The organism is Streptomyces sp. NPDC088400, assembly GCF_044753355.1.
Taxonomy (GTDB): domain Bacteria; phylum Actinomycetota; class Actinomycetes; order Streptomycetales; family Streptomycetaceae; genus Streptomyces.
The window spans coordinates 79,723-101,975 of record NZ_JBIVMZ010000018.1; the positions used below are offsets into that span (position 1 = coordinate 79,723).

The following is a 22,253-nucleotide window of genomic DNA, read 5'->3' on the forward strand; positions in this document are numbered from 1 at the left end:
GTCTCACACCAACCGCCACAGGTGGTCGGGGGTGCCGGTGGTCTGCCGCCGCGCCCGGATGGTCTGCGTGGCCACGTCACCGTGCACCCATTCGCCCGAGGCGTCGATGTGCGGATCCACGGTGGGGACAACGTTGTCCATCTGCCAGGTCGTAAGGTCCCCCGCGAGAGGGCCGGCGTGCGCCGCGTGCGCCGTGGACGGCAGCCACGTGGCGGCCGCGGCGATCGCTGCGGCGGCACCGCCCCGCCGCAGCAGGTCACGTCGGGTCGGCGGCGGGACGGACGAGCCGGATGGCGCGGGCTCGGGTCTTGGGTCGTGCTCCTGGGACACCATGGACGGGAGGTCCTTCCTGGTGGGGGGGCGTGGCGCGTGCGTGGGCACATGGAAACGCGTGGCGCTGCACCGCTCCGACCAGGATTCACTTGTTCCGGCACGCGGCCGTCATAGGGGCACGCGACCGCTGTCGCGGTACGCGACTACCGCCGTTCACTGCCGACAACTCCCGGTCGGTGGTCGTCCGTTGGCAAGGGTCCGAGCCATTCGTACTGCTCCGCAATAACGTTGTACATACGTCCCGCGCAGACTGTGCCGCGCGGGACGTGTGCGCGGGACGTATACGCGAACTCAGTACGAGGTCGGGCCCCGCCCCGGTCGACCCGCCCTACGGATCACCTGGTCGTGCGCAGCCCCAGCGGGCCCGCGATCTCCTCCACCATCACCCGGCCGGCCTCTTCCGCCAGGATCTCCTCGGCGTCCTCGGTCAGGCCCTGGTCCGTGTCCAGACCGTCCAGGGCCGGGAGGGGCTGGTCGAGGCGGACGTGCGCGACCAGGGACTGGAGGGCGCGGAGGGCGGCGGAGGCGGTGGAGCCCCAGTTGGAGAAGTACGAGAACTGCCACCACCACAGCGCCTCGGTCGTCCGGCCCGCGCGGTAGTGGGCCAGGCCGTGGCGGAGGTCCGTGACGACATCGGCGATGTCGTCGGAGATACGGGACGCGACGGGCGCCTTGCGGGGCTCGTACGGGTCGAAGACCTCGGAGTAGACGTCGATCGGTTCCAGTATCACGGCGAAGCGCTCGCGCAGGTCGTCGACGTCCGGCTCGGGGCCGAGGTCCGGCTCGTAGCGTTCGTCGGGAAGGATGTCCTCGTGCGCGCCCAGACGGCCGCCGGCCAGCATCAGTTGGGAGAATTCCAGCAGCAGGAACGGCACGGTGCTGTCGGGCTCATCGCCCTTCGCCACTTCCGTGACGGCCACGATGAAGCTCTCGATCTGGTCGGCGATCTGGACCGCGAAGTCGTCCGGATCCTGATTGACGGCGTGCAGCGTTGCGTCAGACATCGAGAAGTCGTCTCCCCTCGAAGGCCCGCCCGAGCGTGACCTCGTCGGCATATTCCAGGTCGCCCCCGACGGGCAGACCACTGGCCAGGCGTGTGACTCTCAGACCCATCGGCTTGATCATGCGGGCGAGGTACGTGGCCGTGGCCTCGCCCTCCAGATTGGGGTCGGTCGCCAGGATCAGTTCCGTGACCGTGCCGTCGGCGAGCCGGGTCAGCAGTTCACGGATCCGCAGATCGTCGGGGCCGACACCCTCGATGGGACTGATCGCGCCACCCAGCACGTGGTACTTCCCGCGGAACTCGCGGGTGCGCTCGATGGCGACGACATCCTTCGGTTCCTCCACGACGCAGATCACCGCCGGATCGCGGCGCGCGTCACGGCAGATCCCGCAGCGCTCCTCCTGGGCGACATTGCCGCACACGGCGCAGAACCGGACCTTGTCCTTGACCTCCAGGAGGGAGTGGGCAAGGCGGCGTACGTCGGTCGGCTCGGCCTGGAGGATGTGGAAGGCGATCCGCTGCGCGCTCTTGGGGCCGACGCCGGGCAGCCTGCCCAGTTCGTCGATGAGCTCCTGAACCACGCCTTCGTACAACGGATTGCCTTCCCTGCTGCGGTCGGTACGTACGCTAGTTGGTGTCGGGGAGTCTTAGAAGGCCGGGAGGCCGGGAGAGCTTCGGCCGACGGGCCGGGAGCCTCAGAAAGGCATACCCGGCATGCCGCCGAGGCCCTGGGCGAGCGGACCCAGCTTCTCCTGCTGGAGCTGCTGCGCGTTCTGGTTCGCCGCGTGGACGGCGGCCACGACGAGATCCGCGAGGGTCTCGGTGTCCTCCGGGTCCACGGCCTTCGGGTCGATGGAGAGCGCGAGCAGATCGCCGGAGCCGTTGACGGTCGCCTTGACGAGGCCACCGCCGGCCAGGCCCTCCACCGAGGTCTCCGCCAGCTCCTCCTGGGCCCGCGCGAGGTCCTGCTGCATCTTCTGAGCCTGCTGGAGCAGGTCTTGCATGTTGGGCTGACCACCACCGGGGATCACGGTCACTCCTGGTATTTCGACTGACTTTTCGACAACGATGTATCTCTAAGCCGAGCCTACGTGTTCACCGCGCACCTCGCCCTACCCCGCGGGGAGTAACTCTTTCGAGTGAGAGCCTCCCGGCTCCTCCACCTGATCAAGGCCCACGCGTGGGGTGAAATACCGGGATTTCATCCACAGAGCCCACCATTCGGCGGTAGGAATTGCATGGGCATCCTCACCCGCATCGACACGTACCGCCGGGAGGGACAGCACGTATGCGCGGAGGCGCACACCCACCGTTACGGGCGGTCGCAGGGAGTCGCAGCGAGTCAACAGTCGACCGTAGTCACCGACGTAAACGCAGACGCAGCAGACGTAGCAGACGTAACCGCAGAGGAGTGCCCCGGTGAGCCAGCCGGAGATGCAGCCCGGAGGCCCCGCCCACGAGGGGGCCGCCCCGTCCGGTGCCGCGTACGGAGAAGCGGAAGGGGCCACCGAGGCCACGGAGGACGACGACGGCCCGCCGTACGGAGATCTGACCGGGGGGCCGTTCCCGCTCGGGGACTGGGGGGAGCCGGCGGAACGGCTCGACGAGCTGTACCGCTGGGTCGAGACGGGTGCGCTGCGCACGGTCGGCTGGTATCTGGCCGACCGGGTACGCAAACGGCGCTTCGCACGCGTCCTGCGGGCCGTCACCGCCGTCACCGGGACCGTGGGCGCCGCGCTGCCGCTGCTGGATCTCACGGGGGCGCTGGCGGGGGCGGCGGGCTGGGGATATCTCTCACTGCTGCTGGGCGCGGCGTGCCTGGCGTGCGACCGGTATCTGGGGCTGACGTCCGGGTGGATGCGCGCGCTGGCGACGGCGCAGGCGGTGCAGCGCAGGTTGCAGACGCTCCAGTTCGACTGGGCCTCGGAGTGCGTACGGGAGGTCCTCGGCCCGACGGAGGGCACGGCGAGCGAGGCGGCCGAGCGGTGCCTGACGGTGCTGCGGAGGTTCACCGAGGACATGACGGAGCTGGTGCGGGCGGAGACGGCGGACTGGATGGTCGAGTTCCGCTCGGGGCCCGCGCCGCTGGTGATGCAGTCGATGCCGATGGGCGGGGGGCGGGGCGAGGGCGCCGTACCGCACCCGGGGCGCTTCCCGCTGCCGCCGGGCGCACGCCCCAACATGCCGAGGCAACGGCCGCCCGAGCCGAGGTGAGCGCCGAGCGGACAGGCCGAGCGATGTCGCCATAGGTGACAGCGCCTGCGGAGGGCTTGCTCCTCTCCCCCTTTCTCCCCCCCTTCACGCCGGAGGAGTGGTGAAGTTCCCTTGATCGTGGACTTCTGGGGACTGGCTCATGAGGTTCCGGAGAGCTTTCGGCGGGAAGCCGGAGGCTCCCGCCTGCCGCGCGACGGGCAGACGTGGCAGGCGGGAGGGATACCTCCGGAGAACGGCGGCGTTCTCCGGGCGGCCGGGTTGCGGGCTTTTATGAAGCGCGGCGTTCAAACGCGCGCGACGCGCTTCGGCGCCTCGGATCGAAGGCGTCGATCGCGCCCGCGCCCTCATCGCCGGGGCCGATGTTCCATCCGCGAATCTTGCGAGCCACACCCTTCAGGCGCGGGTGACCGGGCTTTGGCGTGATCTCGAAGTGAGACTCCTTCGGTCTCGTGAAGTCACCGCCCCACGCGACGACGCCGTCGAGTTCAGCAAGGATGTCCCGGATGACGACCAGTTCGTTCGGATAGAAGTTGCCTTTTGCACCGACCGGGTACCACACGGGGCGGATCGCTATCGCACTGCCGGACAGGTAGTTCGACTCGTACGCCTCGGTCACCTTACGGTCGCTGGTCCAGCCGCGGACGTCGCCGGTGCGCAGGGAGTCGACTTCGTAGTGGAATCGGCGGGCCACATGCAGCAGGATCGTGGCGGCGTCCCCCTCGATGAGCGAGACCTTCTGCCCGCTTCCTTCGATGGAGAAGCTGGTCGCCCCGTCCAGGATGGGCCAGCCGTTCTTCGACTTCGGGCTCTTCCATGTGCGGGTGCCGGCGGAGGCGTGGCCGGCTCCACCGAGGTCGACCAGCGTTGCGGCAGCCGCAGCAGCGGAACTGGCACCTAAGAACCGGCGTCGTGACAGACCAGTCAGGTTCATGACTGATTCTCCTTTCTGGACAAGCTGGTGAGATGTGCGGTGCCGAACCACAGGAGGACGGCGATCGCGGCCACCGAGACGAGGGCGCAGGTCACGATGGCCGGGTTGACCCATGCGGGCACCATGTCGAAGTGCGCGTTGCACTTGTTGTGCAGCGGGAAGATCTTCTGGAACTCCTCGGCATGAGAATCCCAGTAAGCCTCGTCGTAGCGCTCGTGATGGACGAACTGGCATGTTTCACGGACATCGAGGCCTCCGCCGAACACTCCTCCGCGGATCCAGGACGCGAGGCCGGCGAAGAGCGAGACGGAGCACAAACGTGTCCACCACATCGGGCGCCACCATGACCCGTTTCGCAGGTCGATGGCGATGCGGAAGAGGTTCCACAGGTTCCACACCAGCCATACGACAAGCAACAACGCGACGGTAAGGGCTCCGGCTTCCTTCATACCGTTGTTCTATCCGTTGTCACCGAGCGGAGCGTGACCGGGCCGACTTGAGGTACTTTTCATGATTTGCTCGATACACGGATGCATTGCGCTTCTCCATCCCCATACGTGCCAGCAGTGCATCGACGAAGCCCTGTTCGAATTTACTGAGCTTGTCGCCACCGCCAGGAAGGTTCTGGTAGTCCGCCGGCTGCACGGCACCGGTACCGGTGATGAGGTAGACCTGAGCAGCTGAGAGGGTTCCGTCCAGTGCGGTCAGGGCGTTGTGCGCGGAAGTCTTGCAGTCCGTGGCGTTGCCCCACCTCTGGGTGAAGTAGTTGTTGAAGCGTCTCAGGCCGCCGCCGCCGTTGTAGTGGTCCTTCATGGCGTCGACGATGTTCTTGCCTCCCCGCACGGCTCGGGCAAGGAGGTACCCGTCGGCGTCTTCTATCAGGTCGTTGAACCCGAAGGACGAGGCGACGCCGGGGACCGCGAGCCTGTCGTGGGCGAACTGCAGAGGGTCGGCGTACTGCGCTTCGGAGTTACGCCAGTCGGCCCAGAACGTCATCAGGTCTCCGGCCCAGCCACCGACGTCGCCTCCATTGGCGGCCTTCTTGTTGTCCGGCTGATCTGTCAGAAGGTGCGCGTTGGCCGTGGCCATCATGTGCTCGGAACCGAGTTGATAGCCGGTGAAGGGGTCGGCAAGAAACTTGCTGATGCTCATGCCCCTGGAGTCGCAGTAGTCGACGAACCCGGTGTCGTACGAGCCGATGAGGTACCACCAGCCCAGCTTGTTGGCCGTTCCCTTGTTTCCGTATTCGTGGTGGCGGATGTACTCCATGACAAGCTGACTTCGCTTCTGGCCGGTGGCTCCGTACGTGCCGGCCAGGTCGTACAGCTGCTGTATATAGTTGATGAAACCGTCCGCGGGTCCACCTGTGTCACTCACCGAGGAAACTCCGCGGTCGATTCCGGAGACGACATCGCGGTCCAGGTCGAACGTGTCGGAGCCGTTGGTGACCTTGAACTCCTTGATCTGGTTGAAGGACCAGTTCCTGGGGATGGGAAAGCCGAGGTTCCCGGAGAATCCCCAGGACATGCCGGAGACGAAGGAGAAGCGGGCGAAGGTCTTGTCGCTGACAGTGGTGCAGACGTTTCGGGAGCCGTACACGCCGTGCGTGTACTTCTTGCCCTGGCTGGCGAGGGCGGCCTGCACCCCCTGGAAGTACGGCACGACGGCGCTGAGGATCTCCTCGCCGGTCGCGTCGTAATCGACGGCGAAGTAGATGGTGGTGCCCCGGTTGAAGCCGTAGCCGGAGGCGCACTTGTGTGCGTTCAGGCCATGCTGGTACCCGTTGCCGTATGTGAAGTCCTCAAGCCTGCGGGCATTGTCCTGGTAGATCGGGAAGACCTTCAGGCCATTGCTGAATATGGTTTCCAGCTCACCCGGCTTTATCTCCTTGTCGAGAGTCGAGCCGGGAGGATCGAAAATGTAGCGTCCGACGAACTGATAGCCGTTGGCGGACAGCCACTTGGCGCGGGAGCTGGTGATTTCGAACCGCGTGTCGGACCCGGTCGCGGGGCGGTCGGGATCACCCATGGAGACCAAGAGCTGGGACCATGTCTGATAGTCGCCAGCGCCTTGAGCAACAAGCTTATTGAACTTCTGAAATGCCTCGACCCACTCGGTGAGATCAGAGTTGTAGCTCGACCGCCACGTCGTGGCAACGGGGTCGCCCTCCGCGCTGTAGGTCGGAGAGTTGAAGACGCACGCCGCGGAGAAGAGCTGAACGAAGACCCCGGAGTCGCCCTGATCGAGTGTGTGGGACTTCAAAGCCGCCTGAGTCCCTGGGCCGAAGTTGCCGTTCGGCGCCGCGATCCCCAGCTCGTACTGGAGAGCGATCATCAGCGACTTTTGGACATCGCGGGAGTAGATGCCGTCGCAGGGGCCGATGTTGTAGGCACTGCGGTTCCAGTACCCCCCGTTGAGCCACTGCTGAATGACGCGGATCCCGTCGGTGCCGCCGGCCACGACGACGTAGGCGTCCATGTTGAGGATGGCCTGTGCGATCTTGGCGTTGATGACGCCTTCGCCGCCTATACCCATGTTGCCGCGAAGCTTCTCGACGGCATCACGAGTGACACCGGTGAACCAGCCCTCGCTTCCGGGCTCGACGGCCCAGTAGCCCTTGCACCACAGGCCGAACTCAAGGATGGAAACGATGTTGCGGTTCTTGTCCCACCCGAAGCCGATGTCGCCGAGAGCAGCGAACTTCGAGTACGTGGTGGGACCGAACGAGGCCACGACCGGGCTGATGCCAAGTTCGTGCTGGAGAGCCATGACAAGGGAGGTCATGGTCCCCCAGCCCACCCGGCCGTCCTCCGGGCAGCGCACGTAACCGCCGACATTGCCATAGTTGGAGTTCACCCATTTCTGAGCTCTGAGAACTTGCTCGTCTGCCACAGCTGATTCCTCTCGTGCGGATACTCAGGAACAAGCCCACAGCCCGGTCGGGCCGCGGGCCGTATGTGACGTCAGCGCCGCAATGTCTCGACGGGCTGGATGCGGCTCACTCGTTCCGAGCAAGGAACGGTCGGGGCTCATTTCTGCGCGAAGTACCACTGGACAGGTCCTGCCCGGGACGGAGTGACACCGCCCCGGTCATGGGCTTCCTTCATGTATGCCGCCCATGTGGGCCAGAGCCCGTGGTGGCGGCATGCAGGCTGGCTTGATATCGCGCTGCGAGCGCCAGGTCACTCTAGGTGTGGCCTGGTCCAGTACTCAAAGGGAATTAACCGGGAGTAGGAGCCATGGCGGAAAAACGTCCCTCAAGTGGAACTTTGCGACGACCAAGATGTGCGCCACGAGGACTGAGTGACACATGTGCGAACGATGTAAAACGGAAGAAGCAAAGAGAAGCAGAGCTCCGACTCAATCTGACCGATTCTGTTCGCCGCTGAATCCGGAAGGGGAACGGAACAGCGAAGCCCCTGGTAGACGGGTCTTCGTGGCCGCGAAGCGGGGCCGACACTGATCTCGTCGGCCCTCACTCCGCGCCGGCCGCCCGTCGGTCGACGGGTCAGCCGCCCATCGGCCGGCGGGCGGCCCGGCGACGGGCAGTCCGCCAGCCAGTCAGCCAGTCAGCCAGTCAGCTGAAGATGATCATCGAGCCCTGTCCCAGGCTCCGGGTGGCCGCCGCGTGCAGGCCCAGCCAGACGTGGCGTTCCCGGGCGAACGGGCTGTCGTCGTACGGGATCGAGGTCGCCGGTTCCTCCAGGGACGTGGGGCGGTCCGGCGGGATCGGGGCGGACGGGGGGTTGGCCGGGTCGATGCCGATCGACGGGCCGACGAACTCCAGCTCGCGCAGCAGGCCCTGCGTGGAGCCCAGCGGGCCGCCGCCCGCGAGGAGTTCCTCGTTCGAGAGGGGCGAGGAGTAGTCCACCGGGACGTACGCGCCCGCGTGGTCGTAGTGCCAGACCAGATGGGACTGCTGGGCCGTCGACTCGAACATCTCCAGCAACTGCTCGTAGTCACCGCCCAGTTCACCGACCGGCGTCACCGCGAGGCCGCAGAGCTGGAGCAGATACGCGCGCCGCAGGAAGTGCAGCGCGTCGTAGTCGAAGCCGGCGACCGGGGCGACATCGCCCGAAAGGCCCGGCATATAGGCGAAGACGGGAACGGACGGCAGCCCGGCGTCGCCGAGCGCCTTGTCGTAGACGGCGATCTCTTCGGCGAAGGGATTGTCGGGGCTGTGGCACAGCACATCGACGAGGGGGACCAACCACAGGTCACAGGCCAAGGGAGGCTCGCTCTCCAACGGATTCGTACGCGTGCGCGCGATGGTCGGGACAGCGTAATTCGGGACAGCGTAGTGCGGCGGGCTCGTTCGGCGAAGGGACCGGTCAGCCAGCGTGAGGGCGTCCCGGTCGGCCAACTCCGTGTGTCGCGGTCAGGTGTCACGGTCAGCGAACACCTACCCGTCCCGGCCTGCCACCACCCACATGTCACGGCCGGCCGACACCCACACGTCATGGCTGACCGACACCCGCACGTCACGGCCGACAGGCACCCGTCTGCCCCGAACCTCTCGTGTGCACACGTCCCGACCACTCCGCGCGCACACATTCACATCTTCCCAGCCCGTCGGCCCGCGCGCGCTCCCGGTCACCGGGCCGGCGGCAGGTCCCAGATCCAGACCCCGCCGACCTTCTTCGCGGGGCGTCCGAGGAGCTTCTCCACCGTCTCGTTCAGCACCGCGTCATTGGGCTGCGGCGCGAGCACCACCACACCCGCCTTCCAGAAGGCGAGGTCGTAGCGGGCCTGAGCGCGCCACTGGGCGTTGATCTCCGGGACCTGGCCGCTGTTGCGGACATCACGCAGCAGATTCGAGGTGTAGCGGGCCGGGGCGCCGTAGATGCCGCGACGGTCCTCGCCCCACGGGCCGTTGAAGTAGCCGCCGGGCACGGAGAAGCCGGGGCCGCTCGCGGACTGCCAGTGCAGCGCCTCGGCGTTGCCCGGGTCGGGCACCGGTACGGGCACGACGGTCTCGCCCTTGGAGACGTACGAGCGGTACATCCCCTCGGCGATGAAGGGCGGGACGTCCGGACGCTCCCGTACCGGCAGCGTCGTCGGCACGATCGGGAGCAGGGCCGCGGCCACCGCCAGGAGCCCGATGGTCCGGATGGTCCGCTGCTGGCGCCGGTACGCCACCTCCAGAGCGCCGAGCCCTGTCGCAACTCCCGGCTCTCCGGACTCTCCCAGCTCTCCGGACTCACCGAGCTCTCCCCGTTCTCCGGACTCTCCGAGCTCTCCGCGCCGGTCCGCGAGCCGGTCCACCGCCAGCGCCAGCATCGCGCCCAGCGCCGGCGCGCAGATCATCCCCACCCGCGACTCGATGACCGACTCGAACAGCGGCTGATCGGCGAGCATCAGCCAGGGCCCCGGCAGTACCACGTCCGTGAACGGGATACGGATCCGCTGCCCCAGCGAGAGCAGCGCCGCCAGGAACGCCGTCCACGCCAGCGCCCGGACCGCCGCGGACCGCCACAGCCACACCAGGATCCCGACGGAGAGGGCGATCAACGGCCAGCCGTAGAACGCGTTCTGCTCGGTACGGTTCATCGCCAGCGCGTCGGCGGTCTGCTCGTCACCGAACAGCGCGCGCCCGGAGTACTCCAGGAAGGCGAGCGGGCTGTTGCCGGCGTTGTCGCCGTGCAGCACGCTGTGGTAGCTCTGCGGCCCGAAGAACTGCCAGTACAGCGGAAACGCCAGCAGCGGCAGACAGACCAGCGTGGCGATGCCCAGCCCGCGCAGCAGGGGCCGCAGCGCCGCCCGCGCCACATCGCGGCGGACGGCCGCGTACGAGAGCGCGAAGAGCAGCATCCCCATCACGGCGAGGAGCAGCGCCTCCTCGCCGAGGAAGATCTGGTACGTCGCGAAGAGGCCGAGCAGCACACCGTTCCGTACGACCCGCTCGCCGTCGCACAGCCTCAGCGCCCGCTCGACGAGCACCGGAATCATGAAGAGCACAAGGAAGTTGGGGTGCGCGTTGCCGTGCGAGATCATCGGCGGCGCGAAGGCGGCGAGCGCCCCGCCGAGGGCCGCCGCCCACCGGCTGTGGACGATGAGCCGGCGCGCGAACAGCCGGTGCCAGCAGAAAGCGGTGGCCGCGAGGCCGAGCGTCAGGACGAGCGCCCAGGTGACGGCCGGGCCGAAGGCGAGCGTGACGGGGGTGAGGGGGACGGAGATCCCGAGCATGACGGTGTTCGCCATCAGGTTCACGCCGTCGGGGAAGTTCTGGAGGGTGGTGAAGAGCGGGTTGCGCAGATGGACGACGTTCTCGGCGGTGACCCGGAAGAACCACTCCCACTGGTTCTGGTCCGACCCCGCGTCCGCGAGGTACGCGTGGTGGAGGTCCGCCCACAGCCCCTTGTAGAGGAAGAAGGAGGCGAGGAGGAAGAGTCCGGCGATGGCGAGATCCGTACGGAGAACGCCCCGGCTCCCCGCGCCGCCGGCACCTCCCGCCGCCCTGAGCCGTACCAGCTCCAGCAGCACCTTGCCGTAGTCCAGCGGCCGTACCTTGGAGCCCGGTTGGTGCGACCAGCGCACCGGCACCTCCGTCACCGGCCAGCCCGAGCGCCGGAAGAACCGCAGTATCTCGACGTCTATGCCCCAGCCATCCAGCCGGGATCCGGCGAAGGCGGCCCGCGCCTGCTCGCCGTCGAAGAGCTTGAAGCCGCACTGGGTGTCGCTTATGCCGTTGACCGCGACCAGCCGTATCAGCCTGTTGCCGAGCCGTCCGAGCCACTCGCGCAGCGCCAGCTGACGTACCTCTATCCGCGCGTCGGGATGGGCGCGCGAGCCGATCGCCGCGCCGCCGCCGTCCGCCGTGAGCTGCTGGTCGAGCCGGTCGAGTTCGTCGATCGGGGTGGCCAGGTCCGCGTCGGTGACCAGGACGCGGCGGCCTCGCGAGGCCAGCACGCCCTGCCGCAGGGCGTGCCCCTTGCCGTGGTTGCCGTCGCCCGTCACCAGCCGGACGCGCGGCTCGTCGACCGCGGCCTCGGCGGCGATCGCGGCCGTGCCGTCGGTCGAGCCGTCGTCCACGACGATCAGCTCCCACGTGCCCCAGCGGTCCGGATCGGCGCGCAGGTGGGCGCGGATGGCGTCCAGGGTGGGGCGGAGCCGGTGCTCCTCGTTGTACGCGGGGACGACGACGGTCAGGTCCACGCTCCCGGTGCCCTTCTTCGCGGCGTCCTTGCTCAGGCCCATGGTCGTCACGTCTGTTCCTCCGGCGGGCGCGTGTGTTCCTCCGCCGGGCGTGTGTGTTCCTCCGGCGGGCGCGTGCGCCATGTCCGTGTCCGTGTCCGTGTCCGCGCTGTTCAAGCCGTTCCCATCCGCGCCGTTCAGGTCCACGCCGTTCCGCTCCACGCCGTTCCGCTCCACGCTCGTACCGTCCCCGCTCACCGGCGCGGGCTCCCCAGCCGGTCCGCCCACTTGAGCGAGTGATCGTCGTACTCGCCGATCACGGCCCGTACCGCCAGCACGTCGCCGAGCGTGAACGCGTCGACCAGCTGCTCATGTCCGTGCCACAGCCATTTCCCGCCCTCGTCGTCCTCGCGGAGGAACGGTACGGAGAAGACCCAGGCCTGCACGCGCAGCCTGTGCAGGAAGTCGGCGACGTAGCGGTTGGCCACCAGGGCGCCCAACTCGCGCCAGAACCGCAGGTCGTAGCCGATGAGAATGTTCAGGTCGCCGCTCCTGGCCGCGCGGGTGGCCTCCTCGGCCCGGCGTCGTACGGACACCAGCGCCGGGCCGTGCACCCTGGCGGCGAGGTACTCGCCCTCCAGCTCACGGAAGACGGCGTCCACTATCAGTGAGCGGGCCTCGACCATCCCCCGGAAGTCGTCGAGGGAGAACTGATGCACCCGGAAACCGCGGTGCTGGTCGGAGTCGAGCAGGTCCTGCGCGGAGAGATCGACCAGCGCTTCCCTGACCGGCGTCGCGGAAACTCCGTACTGCTCGGCTATCTGCTTGACGGTGAACTCCTGCCCCGGCAGTAAACGCCCCGCGAGCACCTCGTCACGCAGCGCGTCCGCGATCTGCTGCCGCAATGTACTGCGGGTCACAGCTCCGCTGGCGGGCATGGTTTTCTGTCCCCTCGTCCGGCTTCGGACACCTTAAGCCAGGGTTTGGCAGGGATGGGGCGGACTCCTTGTGGGGCGCACGGGGCCGACGGGATCCCGCCAGCCCCGCGCGTACCGGCGTACCGGCGTACCGCGTACCACTCACCGCGTACCACTCACCGCGTACCGCTCTCACTCCGCGCCGTCGGGCAACTCGCCGTCAGGCCGTCGTGTGCTCGTCCGCGACCGCCAGCGCCGCGTCCAGGATCGCCAGCCCCTCCTTCGCCTCGGCCTCGGTGATGTTGCAGGCCGGGACCGCGTGCGTCCGGTTCATGTTCACGAACGGCCACAGGCCGCTCTTCTTGCAGGCGGCGGCGAAGGCGGCCATGGGTGCGTTCGCCTCGCCCGTCGCGTTGTACGGCACCAGCGGCTCGCGGGTCCCCTGGTCCCGCACCAGATCGAGGGCCCAGAAGACGCCCGTACCGCGGACCTCGCCCACCGAGGGATGGCGCGCCGCCAGCTCGCGCAGGCCCGGACCGAGCACCGTCTCGCCGATGTGCGCGGCATGCTCGACCACCTTCTCCTCCGCCATCACGCCGATCGTGGCGACGGCGGCGGCGCAGGCCAGCGGATGGCCGGAATAGGTGAGTCCCCCCGGGTAGGGGCGGGTGGCGAACGTGTCGGCGATGGCGGAGGAGATCGCGACGCCGCCGAGCGGGACGTAACCGGAATTGACACCCTTGGCGAAGGTGAGGAGGTCCGGGACGACATCGAAGTGTTCGGCGGCGAACCACTTCCCGGTCCGGCCGAAGCCCGCCATCACCTCGTCGAGGACGAAGACGATGCCGTGCCGGTCGCAGATCTCCCGTACGCCCGCGAGATAGCCGGGCGGCGGGGTCATGACACCGGCGGTGCCCGGGATCGTCTCCAGGACGATCGCCGCGATGGTGGCCGGGCCCTCGTGGGCGATGGTCGTTTCGAGGTGCTCCAGCGCGCGGGCGCACTCCTCGGCCTCGGTCGACGCGTAGAAGGGCGAACGGTAGAGGAAGGGCGCCCAGAAGCGGACGACGCCCGCCGAGCCGGTGTCGGACGCCCAGCGGCGCGGGTCGCCGGTCAGGTTGATCGCGGTGGAGGTGCCTCCGTGGTACGAGCGGTACGCGGAGAGGATCTTGGGGCGGCCGGTGTGCAGCCGGGCCATCCTGACGGCGTTCTCGACGGCCTCGGCTCCGCCGTTGGTGAAGAAGATCTTGTCCAGGTCACCAGGGGTGCGCTCGGCGATGAGGCGGGCCGCCTCGGACCGCACGTCGACGGCGAAGGCGGGCGCGAAGGTGGTGAGACGGCCCGCCTGCTCCTGGATGGCGGCGACGACGGTGGGGTGCTGATAGCCGATGTTGGTGAAGACGAGGCCGCTGGTGAAGTCGAGGTAGCGGTTGCCGTCGTAGTCCCAGAAGTACGAACCCTCGGCGCCTGCGACGGCGAGCGGATCGATCAGTTCCTGGGCGGACCAGGAGTGGAACACGTGCGCGCGGTCGGCCGCCTTAACCGCCGCACCGGCCTGCGGGTCTGCGTGACGGGCGTGACCGGCGTGATCGGCGTGATCGGCGTGATCGGGATGAGGGTTCATGCGCCCAGGGTAGGGAGGCGCGGGCGGGCGACGGTACGGCCAGGGCGTATGGACCGGGCCACTTCGATCGGCAGATGGGCAGATCGGCAGAGTGCCGGGGCGGCAGAGTGTCGAGGCGGGGCATGGCGGGGCGGGGCATGGCGGGCGTACGGGGTGTGCTGGGGCACGGCGGGCGTACGGCCGGACGTGACCAGGTGTGGCGAGGCCGGACATGGCGAGGCCGGGCGCGGGGGCCGAGAGTGGGAAGAGATGCCGGGGCGTGTTCCGCTCCGGACGCCGCTCCCGAAAGGCAGGGCCGCCATGTCATCGACACCCTCGACTTCTCCCACGCCCTCGACTTCCTCCACGTCCTCCACGTCCTCCGCCGAGCGCATCGCCGATATCGAGATCCCCGACAGTGCCCTGGCCAGGGAAGCCACCGAGCTGGTGCGGGACACCACGAGCCCGCTGCTGTACGACCACTCCCGTCGCGTCTTCCTCTTCGGGTCGCTCCAGGGGCGACGGCGCGGGCTGTCGTACGACCCCGAACTGCTCTACATCGGCGCGATGTTCCACGACCTCGGCCTGACCGAGGCGTACCGCGCCTCCCAGCAGCGCTTCGAGATCGACGGCGCCGACGCGGCCCGCGACTTCCTGCTGCGCCACGGGCTGTCGCGGGAGAGCGCGCGGATCGTCTGGACCGCGATCGCCCTGCACACGACGCCGGAGATCCCGGCCCACATGGAACCCGAGGTCGCGCTGGTGACGGCGGGGGTGGAGTTCGACGTGCTGGGGATGGGGCTGGACTCCGTACCGGAGAAGGTCAGGGACGAGGTCGTCGCGGCGCACCCGCGCCCGGACTTCAAGCGGCGGATTCTGCGGGCGTTCACGGAGGGGATCGAGCACCGGCCGGACACGGCGTTCGGGAATGTGAAGGCGGATGTCCTGGCGCGCTTCTCGCCCGGGTTCGTCCGGACGGACTTCGTCGACGTGATCGAGAACTCGGCCTGGCCGGAGTGAGCGGGGGGCGCCGTCAGTGAGGGGGCTGGTGGGGCCGGTGAGGCCGGTGTCACGACAGCAGGCGCCGCTCGTTGGCGACCGCCACGGCCCCCGCCCGGGTGTCCACCCCCAACTTGCCGTAGATCCGGCCCAGATGGGTTTTGACGGTGGCCTCGCTGATGAACAGGGCGCGGGCGATCTCCCGGTTGCCCAGGCCGCGCGCCAACTGCTGGAGGATGTCGCGCTCCCGCTCGGAGAGGGCGGGGCGCGGGCTGCGCATCCGGGCCAGTACGCGTTCGGCCACCGGGGCCGACAGCGCTGTACGGCCGGACGCGGCGTCGCGGATCGCGGCGAACAGTTCCTCCGGCCTCTCGGCCTTGAGCAGGTAGCCGGTGGCGCCCGCTTCGATGGCGCGGGCGATGTCGGCGTCGGTGTCGAACATGGTGAGCACCAGCACGCGCGGCACCGGTACGTCGGAAGCCTCCCCATCGCCGACCGACCCGCCACCCGTCAACAGGTGGCGGGTGGCCGTCACGCCGTCCATGCCGCCGCCGAGTTGGAGGTCCATCAGTACGACGTCGGGCCGGACGCGGGCGGCTACGGCGAGGGCCTCCTCCCCGCTGCCGGCTTCACCGACCACCTCGATGCCGTCGGTGCTGGACAGCAGCGCGCGCAGCCCGGCACGCACCACGGCGTGGTCGTCGCACAGCAGCAGCCGGATCGGCGACGAGGGTTCCGAGGGGCTCACGAGGTGGTCTCCTTCAGGGGATCGGAAGTGCTCAAGGGATCGGAAGTGCTCAGGAGATCGGGGGGACTCAGGGGATCGGGGGGACTCAGGGGATCGGGGGGACTCAGGGGATCTGAGGTACTCAGGGGATCTGAGGCGCTCAGGGACCCGGGGTCACTGACGGGAACGGCCACCGACACCACCGTGCCCTCGCCCGGCGTGGATTCCACGGTGAGCGCGCCGCCCGACTGCCGTGCCCGGATACGCATGGCCGGCATCCCGTGCCCGCGCGCCCGGTCCGCTCCGGAGGCCGCCGGGCCGTCCGGGTCGAAGCCCCGGCCGTTGTCGGCGATGTCCAACGAGACCTGATCGTCGAGACACGTCAAGGTCAGCGCGGCCCGCGTCGCCGCCGCGTGCTCGCGCACATTGGCCAGCGCGCCCTGGGCGATGCGCAGCAGCGCCGCCTCGACCCGTTCCGGCAGCGGGCCCGGGGTGCCGTCGAGCCGGAAGACCACCGTCAGCCCCGCACCGCTCTCGCGGTCGGCGAGCGCGCTCAACGCCTCGGCCAGGGTGTATTCGGCGAGGTCGGCCGGGGACAGGTCATGGACGAAGCGGCGGGCCTCGGCGAGGCTGCGGGACGTGCTCTCGGCCGCGTCCCGGATGTGTCCACGGGCCGTGTCCGGGTCGGCGCTCCAGACGCGTTCGGCGGCCTGCAACAGCATCCGCTGGCTGGACAGGCCCTGCGCCAGGGTGTCGTGGATCTCCGAGGACAGCCGCTGCCGCTCCGCCAGGATGCCCGCCCGCCGTTCGGTGGCGGCCAGGTCGCGGCGGGTGCGGACCAGGTCGTCGATCAGGACGCGCTGGCGGGCGGCCTGGCGCTGGAGGTGGACGAGAACGGCTGTGGCGACCGCCGCGATGGCCGGCGGGGCGATCACCATGTTGGGGTTGATCCCACCGTCCGAGACCCGCAGTTGGGAGGCGACGACCAGCGCGGTGAGCACGCCCACCACCGGCACCGCGATCCGCGCGGGCAGCGTGTGCAGGCCGGCGAACAGCAGCGGCATCGCGCACCATGTGGCGCTCGGCGCGAGGGCGAGCAGGACGATCCAGACGGCCGACACCGTACCCAGCCAGGCCAGGTGCCGGGCGGTGGGCCGGGCTCCGGGACGCGGCGCGGGGGCCAGCAACCGCCCGAGGACGTACAGCAGCCAGAAGACGGCGAACAGCGTGACGACCCATGCGGTACGGGTACCGCCCTGGTCGCGGGTCAGGTACCGGGCGAGCGAGGAGCCCAGCAGCAGGGAGAACGCGACGTGCATGACCGCCGTCAGCCACCGCCCGTCCGGATCGTCCCGCTCACCCCGCCCCGGGGGACGGTCTTCGCCCAGGTCCTCACCCGGGCCCTCGCGCAGGTCCTCACCCAGGTCGCCGTGCGGCACCGACCATCCTCCTCACCACTCACACCACTCACATCACGCACGCCACTAACGCACCCGGCGTAGCACCGCATCAACCGATCGGCTGACACCGGCATCCCCCGAACCGTCTCCGTACCCCAGCCGGTCAGCGGTGGCCGACTCCCTCTCGTACACCGAGGCTGGTACGAGACCAGCGAGTCCCCGCAGACCGGCGGGACCCGCGAAACCCGCACCGAACAGCGAGGGGAACCGACATGCCCACCAAGAATGTCACCGTCAACCGCGCCGCCCTCAGCCACCGCATCGGCTACGCACTGCGCCACCCGGGGCGGGTGCCACGCCACCTGTCACGCGCCACACGGGACGCGTGGTTGCGTTACCGCTGGCCGGACCACGTCTCGTACTACCGCGCGGTGATGAAGTCCGACACCCGCGCCGACCCGGACGCGGCGGTCGGCAGCCGCAGCCACGACCGGTGGCTGGCGCTGGGGGCGATGCAGTTCGACTACCTGCTCGCCCACGGCCTGCGCCCCGAGCACCGGATGCTGGAGATCGGGTGCGGCAACCTGCGGGCGGGCTGGCGGTTCATCCGGCACCTGGAGCCGGGGCACTACTACGGCATCGACATCTCCCCCGACATCCTCGCTGCCGCCCAGGACACCATGGTCCGCATGGAGTTGCAGAAGCGGCTCCCCACACTGACCCCGGTCCGCGACCTGACCCTGCGCTTCCTGCCCGACGCCCATTTCGACGTGGTGCACGCGCACAGCGTCTTCTCGCACTCGCCGATCCCGGTCATCGAGGAGTGCTTCGCCCACATCGGCCGGGTGCTGGCGCCGGGCGGCTGGTTCGACTTCACCTTCGACCGTACGGAGGGCAAGGAGCACCAGGTGCTGCGGGAGGACTTCTACTACCGCACCGAGACGCTCATCGTCCTGGCCGAGAAGCACGGCCTGTCGGCCCGCTTCATGGCCGACTGGGAGGACCTCCCGCACGGCCAGTCCAAAATCCGCGTCACCCACGGCCCGGATCACGAGGCCGGACGGTGACCACGGGCGGTGACCACACCCCGGCCTCGTGATCCAGCGGCTACGACGCGTCCCGTACCGTCCCCGTGAACACCGGCCCCACCTGCGGCTCCCAGTCCTCGTCGTACGTGGTCAACCGCACCTTCAGCGATTCCTCCCCTTCACTCACCCCGTCCTCGACGGTGGGCACGCTCACTTCCGCGCTCAACGCGCCCGCGGGCACATTGACGTACAGAGGCATGTCGTCGGCGATCGTGGACAGCGGTCGGGCCGGTTCGGGCTCCTGGCCGAAGTTGTCCGCCAGCCAGCGCGGTTCGACGTCAGTCGTGGACAGCTCCTCTCGCTCGCTGCCCTCCGTGCCCTCAGTGACGGGCAGAAGGAGGAGTTCGCCGGAGATGTCCACGTCGGCGGCCTCGGACAGTGACATCCGCCAGGTCAGCGGGCTGCCCTCGGTGACCTGGTCCGCGACCGGCGTCAGGGTGACCTTGGGCATCGGGTCGTCGTTCCGTACCGTCACGCCACCCCGGTGCGAGCCGACCACCGCGCCGCGCACCGTCTTGGCGAACGCGTCGTGCGGGACCCCGTAGGCGTATCGGGTGTTGCCCCGTACCTCGACCGGCACGTCCAGGTCGTGGGTGCCCGGACGTACCGTCACCGTCCGGTACGTGGCCTCGTCCGTGCCGGGCTCGGGCACGAACAGCCGGATCTGGCCGCTGCCCTTCCCGGAGACGCGCACGGGAACGCGGTAGTGCCGCACCCCGGAATCGCCCTCCCCGACCGTCAGCCGGCCGATGTCGACGCGGGGCAGTGCGGCAGGCACGACGGCGGGTGTGCCGGGGCGATAACCCCAGGCGTCCATCAGCCAGGCCTGCCCGGAGCCGTTGCGCGGGGTGAGTTCCAGTGCTTTCACGCGCTTCAGGTCCAGCCCGGCTGCGGTGGCGGCGGACAGGGGTACGCGGACCTCACGCGCCCAGTGGGAGGCGGTCCGCTCACTGCCCGGCAGCCCGTCGACGCGGGCCCGGCCGAGAGTTGCCCGGCGGCCCGAGGTGTCGACGAGGCCGACATCCAGCTGGGTGCCGGTCGTGTTGGGCGGCACGATCACCCGTAGCGCCAACTCCTTGGAACCGGCCAGGGAAACCGGCCGTACGGACCGTACGCGCGTGGCCGCACCCGCCTTCGACCAGCGCATCGCGACCGCCTCACGGCCGGGCTCCGACGGCGTCTCCCAGGAGGCGAAGTGCGGCGACCCGCCGCCCGCTTCACCACCCGCGTCGCCGCCCTCGTCACCACTCGCGTCGCCACCCTCGTCAGCACCGTCGTCATTGGACGGCAGGCAGGCGCGGGCCGGGTCGGGGTCCACCTGTGCGCACAGTCGGCCACCGTCCACGGCGACGGAGGGGCCCGGCAGGAAGGCCGGTGTGCGGTTCCCGCCGACGGCGTGCGTCAGCACCCGCGCGGGGTCCGCCGACGGCGCGCGCCGGCCCGAGCCGTCCAGCAGCGGGCGTACGCGGTCGTCACCCGCGACGAACAGCCGCGCCGACGCGGCGATGTACGTGGCTCCCGCGGCCTGTTGCCGAGCGGCGGTCAACCGGGTCTTCGTGCCCGGATCGCACACCGGGTCCGGTGAGCCGCCGTCGGACCAGAAGTCGTCCGTGGCCGGTGCCTTCGCCTGCCCCGGTGTCCACTCGCTGTTGAAGAAGTTGTGGTTGGCACCGACCATGTACGCCACGCTGTGCAGGGCGGCGCCCCGGCTGACGCCGCGCGTACCGTCGGCGTAGATCTGGCCGGCCAGGTCGGCCACGTCGCCGTCGCAGCCCGGCAGGATGGTGGTGGTGGGCACGTCGGGGGCCGGGTTCTGGCCGAAGATGGTGGGGCCTATGAGGACGTTGCCGCGTATGTTCCAGCGCACCGGACCGCCGTAACCGTCCTGATCGGCGGGTGGCCGGTAAAGGCTGTCGAGCGAGGCCCGGTTGACGCCCTCGCCCCCTCGGGAGTGGCCGACCAGCAGGACCCGCTTCAGGTCCGCCGACGAGACCGCGCGGACGGCCGCCGGAGCGGCGGCCCGGTTCGCACCCCAGTCCGCCCAACGGGCGAGGTGCAGCCGTACCAGGGACGAACGGGCCTGCGTGCCGTCGTCCTCCGCGAGGTGGTCCTGCGCGTTTATCCCGTTCGCGGATATGGACACCGTTGCGTAGCCCTGGGAGGCCAGGAGCTTCTGGGCTCCCAGATAGCCCTGATGGCTGGGCACCGGCCGCGTGCCGGGCGCGCAGGGCCAGTCCTCGCTCTGTTCGCCTGCCGCGCTGAAACACGTGTAGTGACGGCCGTGCAGGAACAGCGCCAACGGCCGCTTCCCCGGGGCGCCGACGGGCCCCACCACGGTGGCGCGCATCTCCACCGGCGCGGGGAAGCCGGGGAGTCGTACCGACGGGAGTGTGTACTCCCCGCTGCGGGTGCGGTACGAACCCGGCGCCCCGGGATCAACCTGAAGCGCGGGAAGGGGAGTTGAGGGGAGCGCGGGCGAGTCGTGGCGAGGGGCCCGCGACGCCGCCGCGTCCCCGGCCGCGTCCAGACGGCGCCCGGCGGCCACCACACGCAGATCCGTCACCCGCAGATCCGACCTCCGCAGATCCGTCACCTGCCCGACGCCCGAGCCGTCGACGGGCAGCCGGAACGACCGCCGATCACGCGAGGCCACCGGCCGCCCCAGGAGCGTGTCCCCGGCGTAGAACTCGACCCGGGCATCGCCCATGGGCACCGGCTCGGGCGAGACCCAGACCAGCTGCTTCCCGGCGCCCGTACCGCTGAACCGCCAACCGGACGGCAGCTGTTGGCCACCGCTCCCGGACGCTACGGACGACAGGGAAATCCACGGGGAAGCCGATGGGGAATCGACCGACGTCCGCGCGGACGCGGGCCCCGTCGGCACCACGGCCAGCGCGAGCACCGCCACAGCCGCACCGGCCACGCGTACAACATGTCTCAAGGTGTCACTCCTCGTCACCACTTACGTCATGGCGCCCCGGTGATCCCCGAGGCCCTGAAGCCCCCTCCCCCAGGACGGCAACCACTGGCCATAGGTTGCCTCATCACCTGGCGGCGGATCCGCTCGCTCTGCGGCGGTCCACAGGGCCAGGGGGCGTTACGTGACGGCTCATGCGGACACCGCACGAGTCCCCTTCTGTGCTGAAAGAGTCCGCCCCGGTTCGGCTAGCCCAATACCTGGACAGCACTCTCCACCGACTCCACGAACCTGATCATCTCCGTGTGGTACGTGCTCTTGGACGGGTCAGGGAAGCGGACGTTGTGCCGGTAGTAGCGGTGGAAAGCGATGATCAGCGCCGCGTGGCCAATCTCCCCTGGGAGCGCAGCCACGTCCTCCTCCGAGAGCGGGGCGACCTGGTCGTAGCCGGCGACCAGGGCCTTCACACGCTCCGGTGCCAGTTCGCCGGCTTCCTGGGCCAGACCCACCGCCGCCATACCGAGGTCGAGCAGTGGGTCGTCGAGGGAAATCGTCTCCCAGTCGAGGACGGTGAGTCTGCCGTCGGTCCGCACGATGATGTTGTCGTCGAAGAGGTCCCCGTGCGTCACCGTTCGCGGGCGGCGGTTTGTCGCTTCGGCCTGGTGGATACGGTTGAGTCGATCGGTGAGCCAGGCTGCGAACTCCCTGTCCGGGAGTTCCGGGATGAGAGCCTCGTGGTCGGCCGAGAGGCGGCGGGTGCCGATCGGGACGCTGGCGAGGCCCGGTGACTGCGGTGAAAGCGCATGCAGTTGAGCAAGGATGCGGCCCGCTTCGGGCAGGAGCGGCGTCGGCAGCGGTTGCTCTACCCGTCCCTCGGTCCACACCTTGAGGATCACTGGTCGGCCGTCGAGGTGTGTGAGGAGGGAACCGTCGGTGGCCGGTAGCGCTGGTCGGTACGCCGAGGAGGAACAGTGCTTGAGTGTGGGC

General features: G+C 69.3%; 17 protein-coding genes and 1 pseudogene. 3 read left to right on the forward strand and 15 right to left on the reverse strand.

Annotated features, from left to right (window positions below; translation table 11 throughout):
- Positions 1–3: 3 nt before the first annotated feature.
- The 4 genes from ACIQD6_RS32585 to ACIQD6_RS32600 form a co-directional block, all read right to left on the reverse strand.
- Positions 4–333, reverse strand: a complete 330-nt coding sequence (locus ACIQD6_RS32585) for a twin-arginine translocation signal domain-containing protein (RefSeq protein ID WP_401889643.1) — start codon at positions 331–333, stop codon at positions 4–6.
- A 335-nt stretch (positions 334–668) separates the two neighbouring features.
- A complete protein-coding gene (locus ACIQD6_RS32590) occupies positions 669–1,337 on the reverse strand; it encodes a DUF5063 domain-containing protein (RefSeq protein WP_401889646.1) in 669 nt (222 codons plus the stop codon).
- Positions 1,330–1,929, reverse strand: coding sequence for a recombination mediator RecR (gene recR / locus ACIQD6_RS32595; protein WP_401889649.1), 600 nt, complete (start codon positions 1,927–1,929; stop codon positions 1,330–1,332). The genes ACIQD6_RS32590 and recR overlap by 8 nt, the downstream gene beginning before the upstream one ends.
- 102 nt (positions 1,930–2,031) lie before the next feature.
- Positions 2,032–2,367 carry a YbaB/EbfC family nucleoid-associated protein gene (locus ACIQD6_RS32600; RefSeq protein ID WP_401889819.1) on the reverse strand — a complete coding sequence of 112 codons (336 nt, stop codon included), beginning with the start codon at positions 2,365–2,367 and terminating at the stop codon, positions 2,032–2,034.
- A 388-nt stretch (positions 2,368–2,755) separates the two neighbouring features.
- Between ACIQD6_RS32600 and ACIQD6_RS32605 the strand changes: the two genes are divergently transcribed.
- A complete protein-coding gene (locus ACIQD6_RS32605) occupies positions 2,756–3,550 on the forward strand; it encodes an SLATT domain-containing protein (protein ID WP_401889652.1) in 795 nt (264 codons plus the stop codon).
- Positions 3,551–3,818: 268 nt separating this feature from the next.
- On the opposite strand, the gene ACIQD6_RS32610 is transcribed toward ACIQD6_RS32605, so the two are convergent.
- The 7 genes from ACIQD6_RS32610 to ACIQD6_RS32640 all read right to left on the reverse strand — a co-directional run bounded on the left by ACIQD6_RS32610 (position 3,819) and on the right by ACIQD6_RS32640 (position 14,156).
- Positions 3,819–4,481, reverse strand: a complete 663-nt coding sequence (locus tag ACIQD6_RS32610) for a hypothetical protein (RefSeq protein WP_401889655.1) — start codon at positions 4,479–4,481, stop codon at positions 3,819–3,821.
- Positions 4,478–4,930, reverse strand: a complete 453-nt coding sequence (locus tag ACIQD6_RS32615; protein WP_401889657.1) for a hypothetical protein — start codon at positions 4,928–4,930, stop codon at positions 4,478–4,480. The genes ACIQD6_RS32610 and ACIQD6_RS32615 overlap by 4 nt, the downstream gene beginning before the upstream one ends.
- Positions 4,931–4,949: 19 nt before the next feature.
- Entirely contained in the window at positions 4,950–7,373 is a 2,424-nt protein-coding gene (locus ACIQD6_RS32620; RefSeq protein WP_401889660.1) for a glycoside hydrolase domain-containing protein, read from the reverse strand.
- A gap of 685 nt (positions 7,374–8,058) precedes the next feature.
- The gene (locus ACIQD6_RS32625) at positions 8,059–8,709 is read right to left on the reverse strand and encodes a hypothetical protein (RefSeq protein ID WP_401889822.1); all 651 of its coding nucleotides are present in this window, start codon (positions 8,707–8,709) and stop codon (positions 8,059–8,061) included.
- A 365-nt stretch (positions 8,710–9,074) separates the two neighbouring features.
- Positions 9,075–11,678, reverse strand: coding sequence for a glycosyltransferase (locus ACIQD6_RS32630; RefSeq protein WP_401889824.1), 2,604 nt, complete (start codon positions 11,676–11,678; stop codon positions 9,075–9,077).
- Between the two features lie 191 nt (positions 11,679–11,869).
- Positions 11,870–12,553: a GntR family transcriptional regulator gene (locus ACIQD6_RS32635; RefSeq protein WP_401889663.1), complete on the reverse strand. Its 684-nt coding sequence runs from the start codon at positions 12,551–12,553 to the stop codon at positions 11,870–11,872.
- 199 nt (positions 12,554–12,752) lie between these two features.
- Positions 12,753–14,156, reverse strand: a complete 1,404-nt coding sequence (locus ACIQD6_RS32640) for an aspartate aminotransferase family protein (protein ID WP_401889666.1) — start codon at positions 14,154–14,156, stop codon at positions 12,753–12,755.
- 300 nt (positions 14,157–14,456) lie between these two features.
- Here ACIQD6_RS32640 and ACIQD6_RS32645 point away from each other — a divergent pair, with 300 nt between their 5' ends.
- On the forward strand, positions 14,457–15,155 hold the full coding sequence (locus tag ACIQD6_RS32645) for an HD domain-containing protein (protein ID WP_401889669.1): 699 nt from the start codon (positions 14,457–14,459) through the stop codon (positions 15,153–15,155).
- Positions 15,156–15,204: 49 nt separating this feature from the next.
- Here the strand turns inward: ACIQD6_RS32645 and ACIQD6_RS32650 are convergent, their stop codons facing one another.
- Both ACIQD6_RS32650 and ACIQD6_RS32655 read right to left on the reverse strand, forming a co-directional pair.
- A complete protein-coding gene (locus tag ACIQD6_RS32650; protein ID WP_401889671.1) occupies positions 15,205–15,882 on the reverse strand; it encodes a response regulator in 678 nt (225 codons plus the stop codon).
- Complete coding sequence (locus ACIQD6_RS32655; protein WP_401889825.1) at positions 15,879–17,180, reverse strand: sensor histidine kinase; 1,302 nt, start codon at positions 17,178–17,180, stop codon at positions 15,879–15,881. Before ACIQD6_RS32655 ends, ACIQD6_RS32650 begins: the two co-directional genes overlap by 4 nt.
- 353 nt (positions 17,181–17,533) lie before the next feature.
- Between ACIQD6_RS32655 and ACIQD6_RS32660 the strand changes: the two genes are divergently transcribed.
- A complete protein-coding gene (locus ACIQD6_RS32660) occupies positions 17,534–18,328 on the forward strand; it encodes a class I SAM-dependent methyltransferase (protein ID WP_401889673.1) in 795 nt (264 codons plus the stop codon).
- Positions 18,329–18,368: 40 nt separating this feature from the next.
- On the opposite strand, the gene ACIQD6_RS32665 is transcribed toward ACIQD6_RS32660, so the two are convergent.
- Both ACIQD6_RS32665 and ACIQD6_RS32670 read right to left on the reverse strand, forming a co-directional pair.
- Complete coding sequence (locus ACIQD6_RS32665; RefSeq protein WP_401889676.1) at positions 18,369–21,290, reverse strand: hypothetical protein; 2,922 nt, start codon at positions 21,288–21,290, stop codon at positions 18,369–18,371.
- 224 nt (positions 21,291–21,514) lie between these two features.
- Positions 21,515–22,171 (reverse strand): annotated as a pseudogene (locus tag ACIQD6_RS32670) (phosphotransferase); the annotation flags it as partial.
- Positions 22,172–22,253 lie beyond the last annotated feature (82 nt).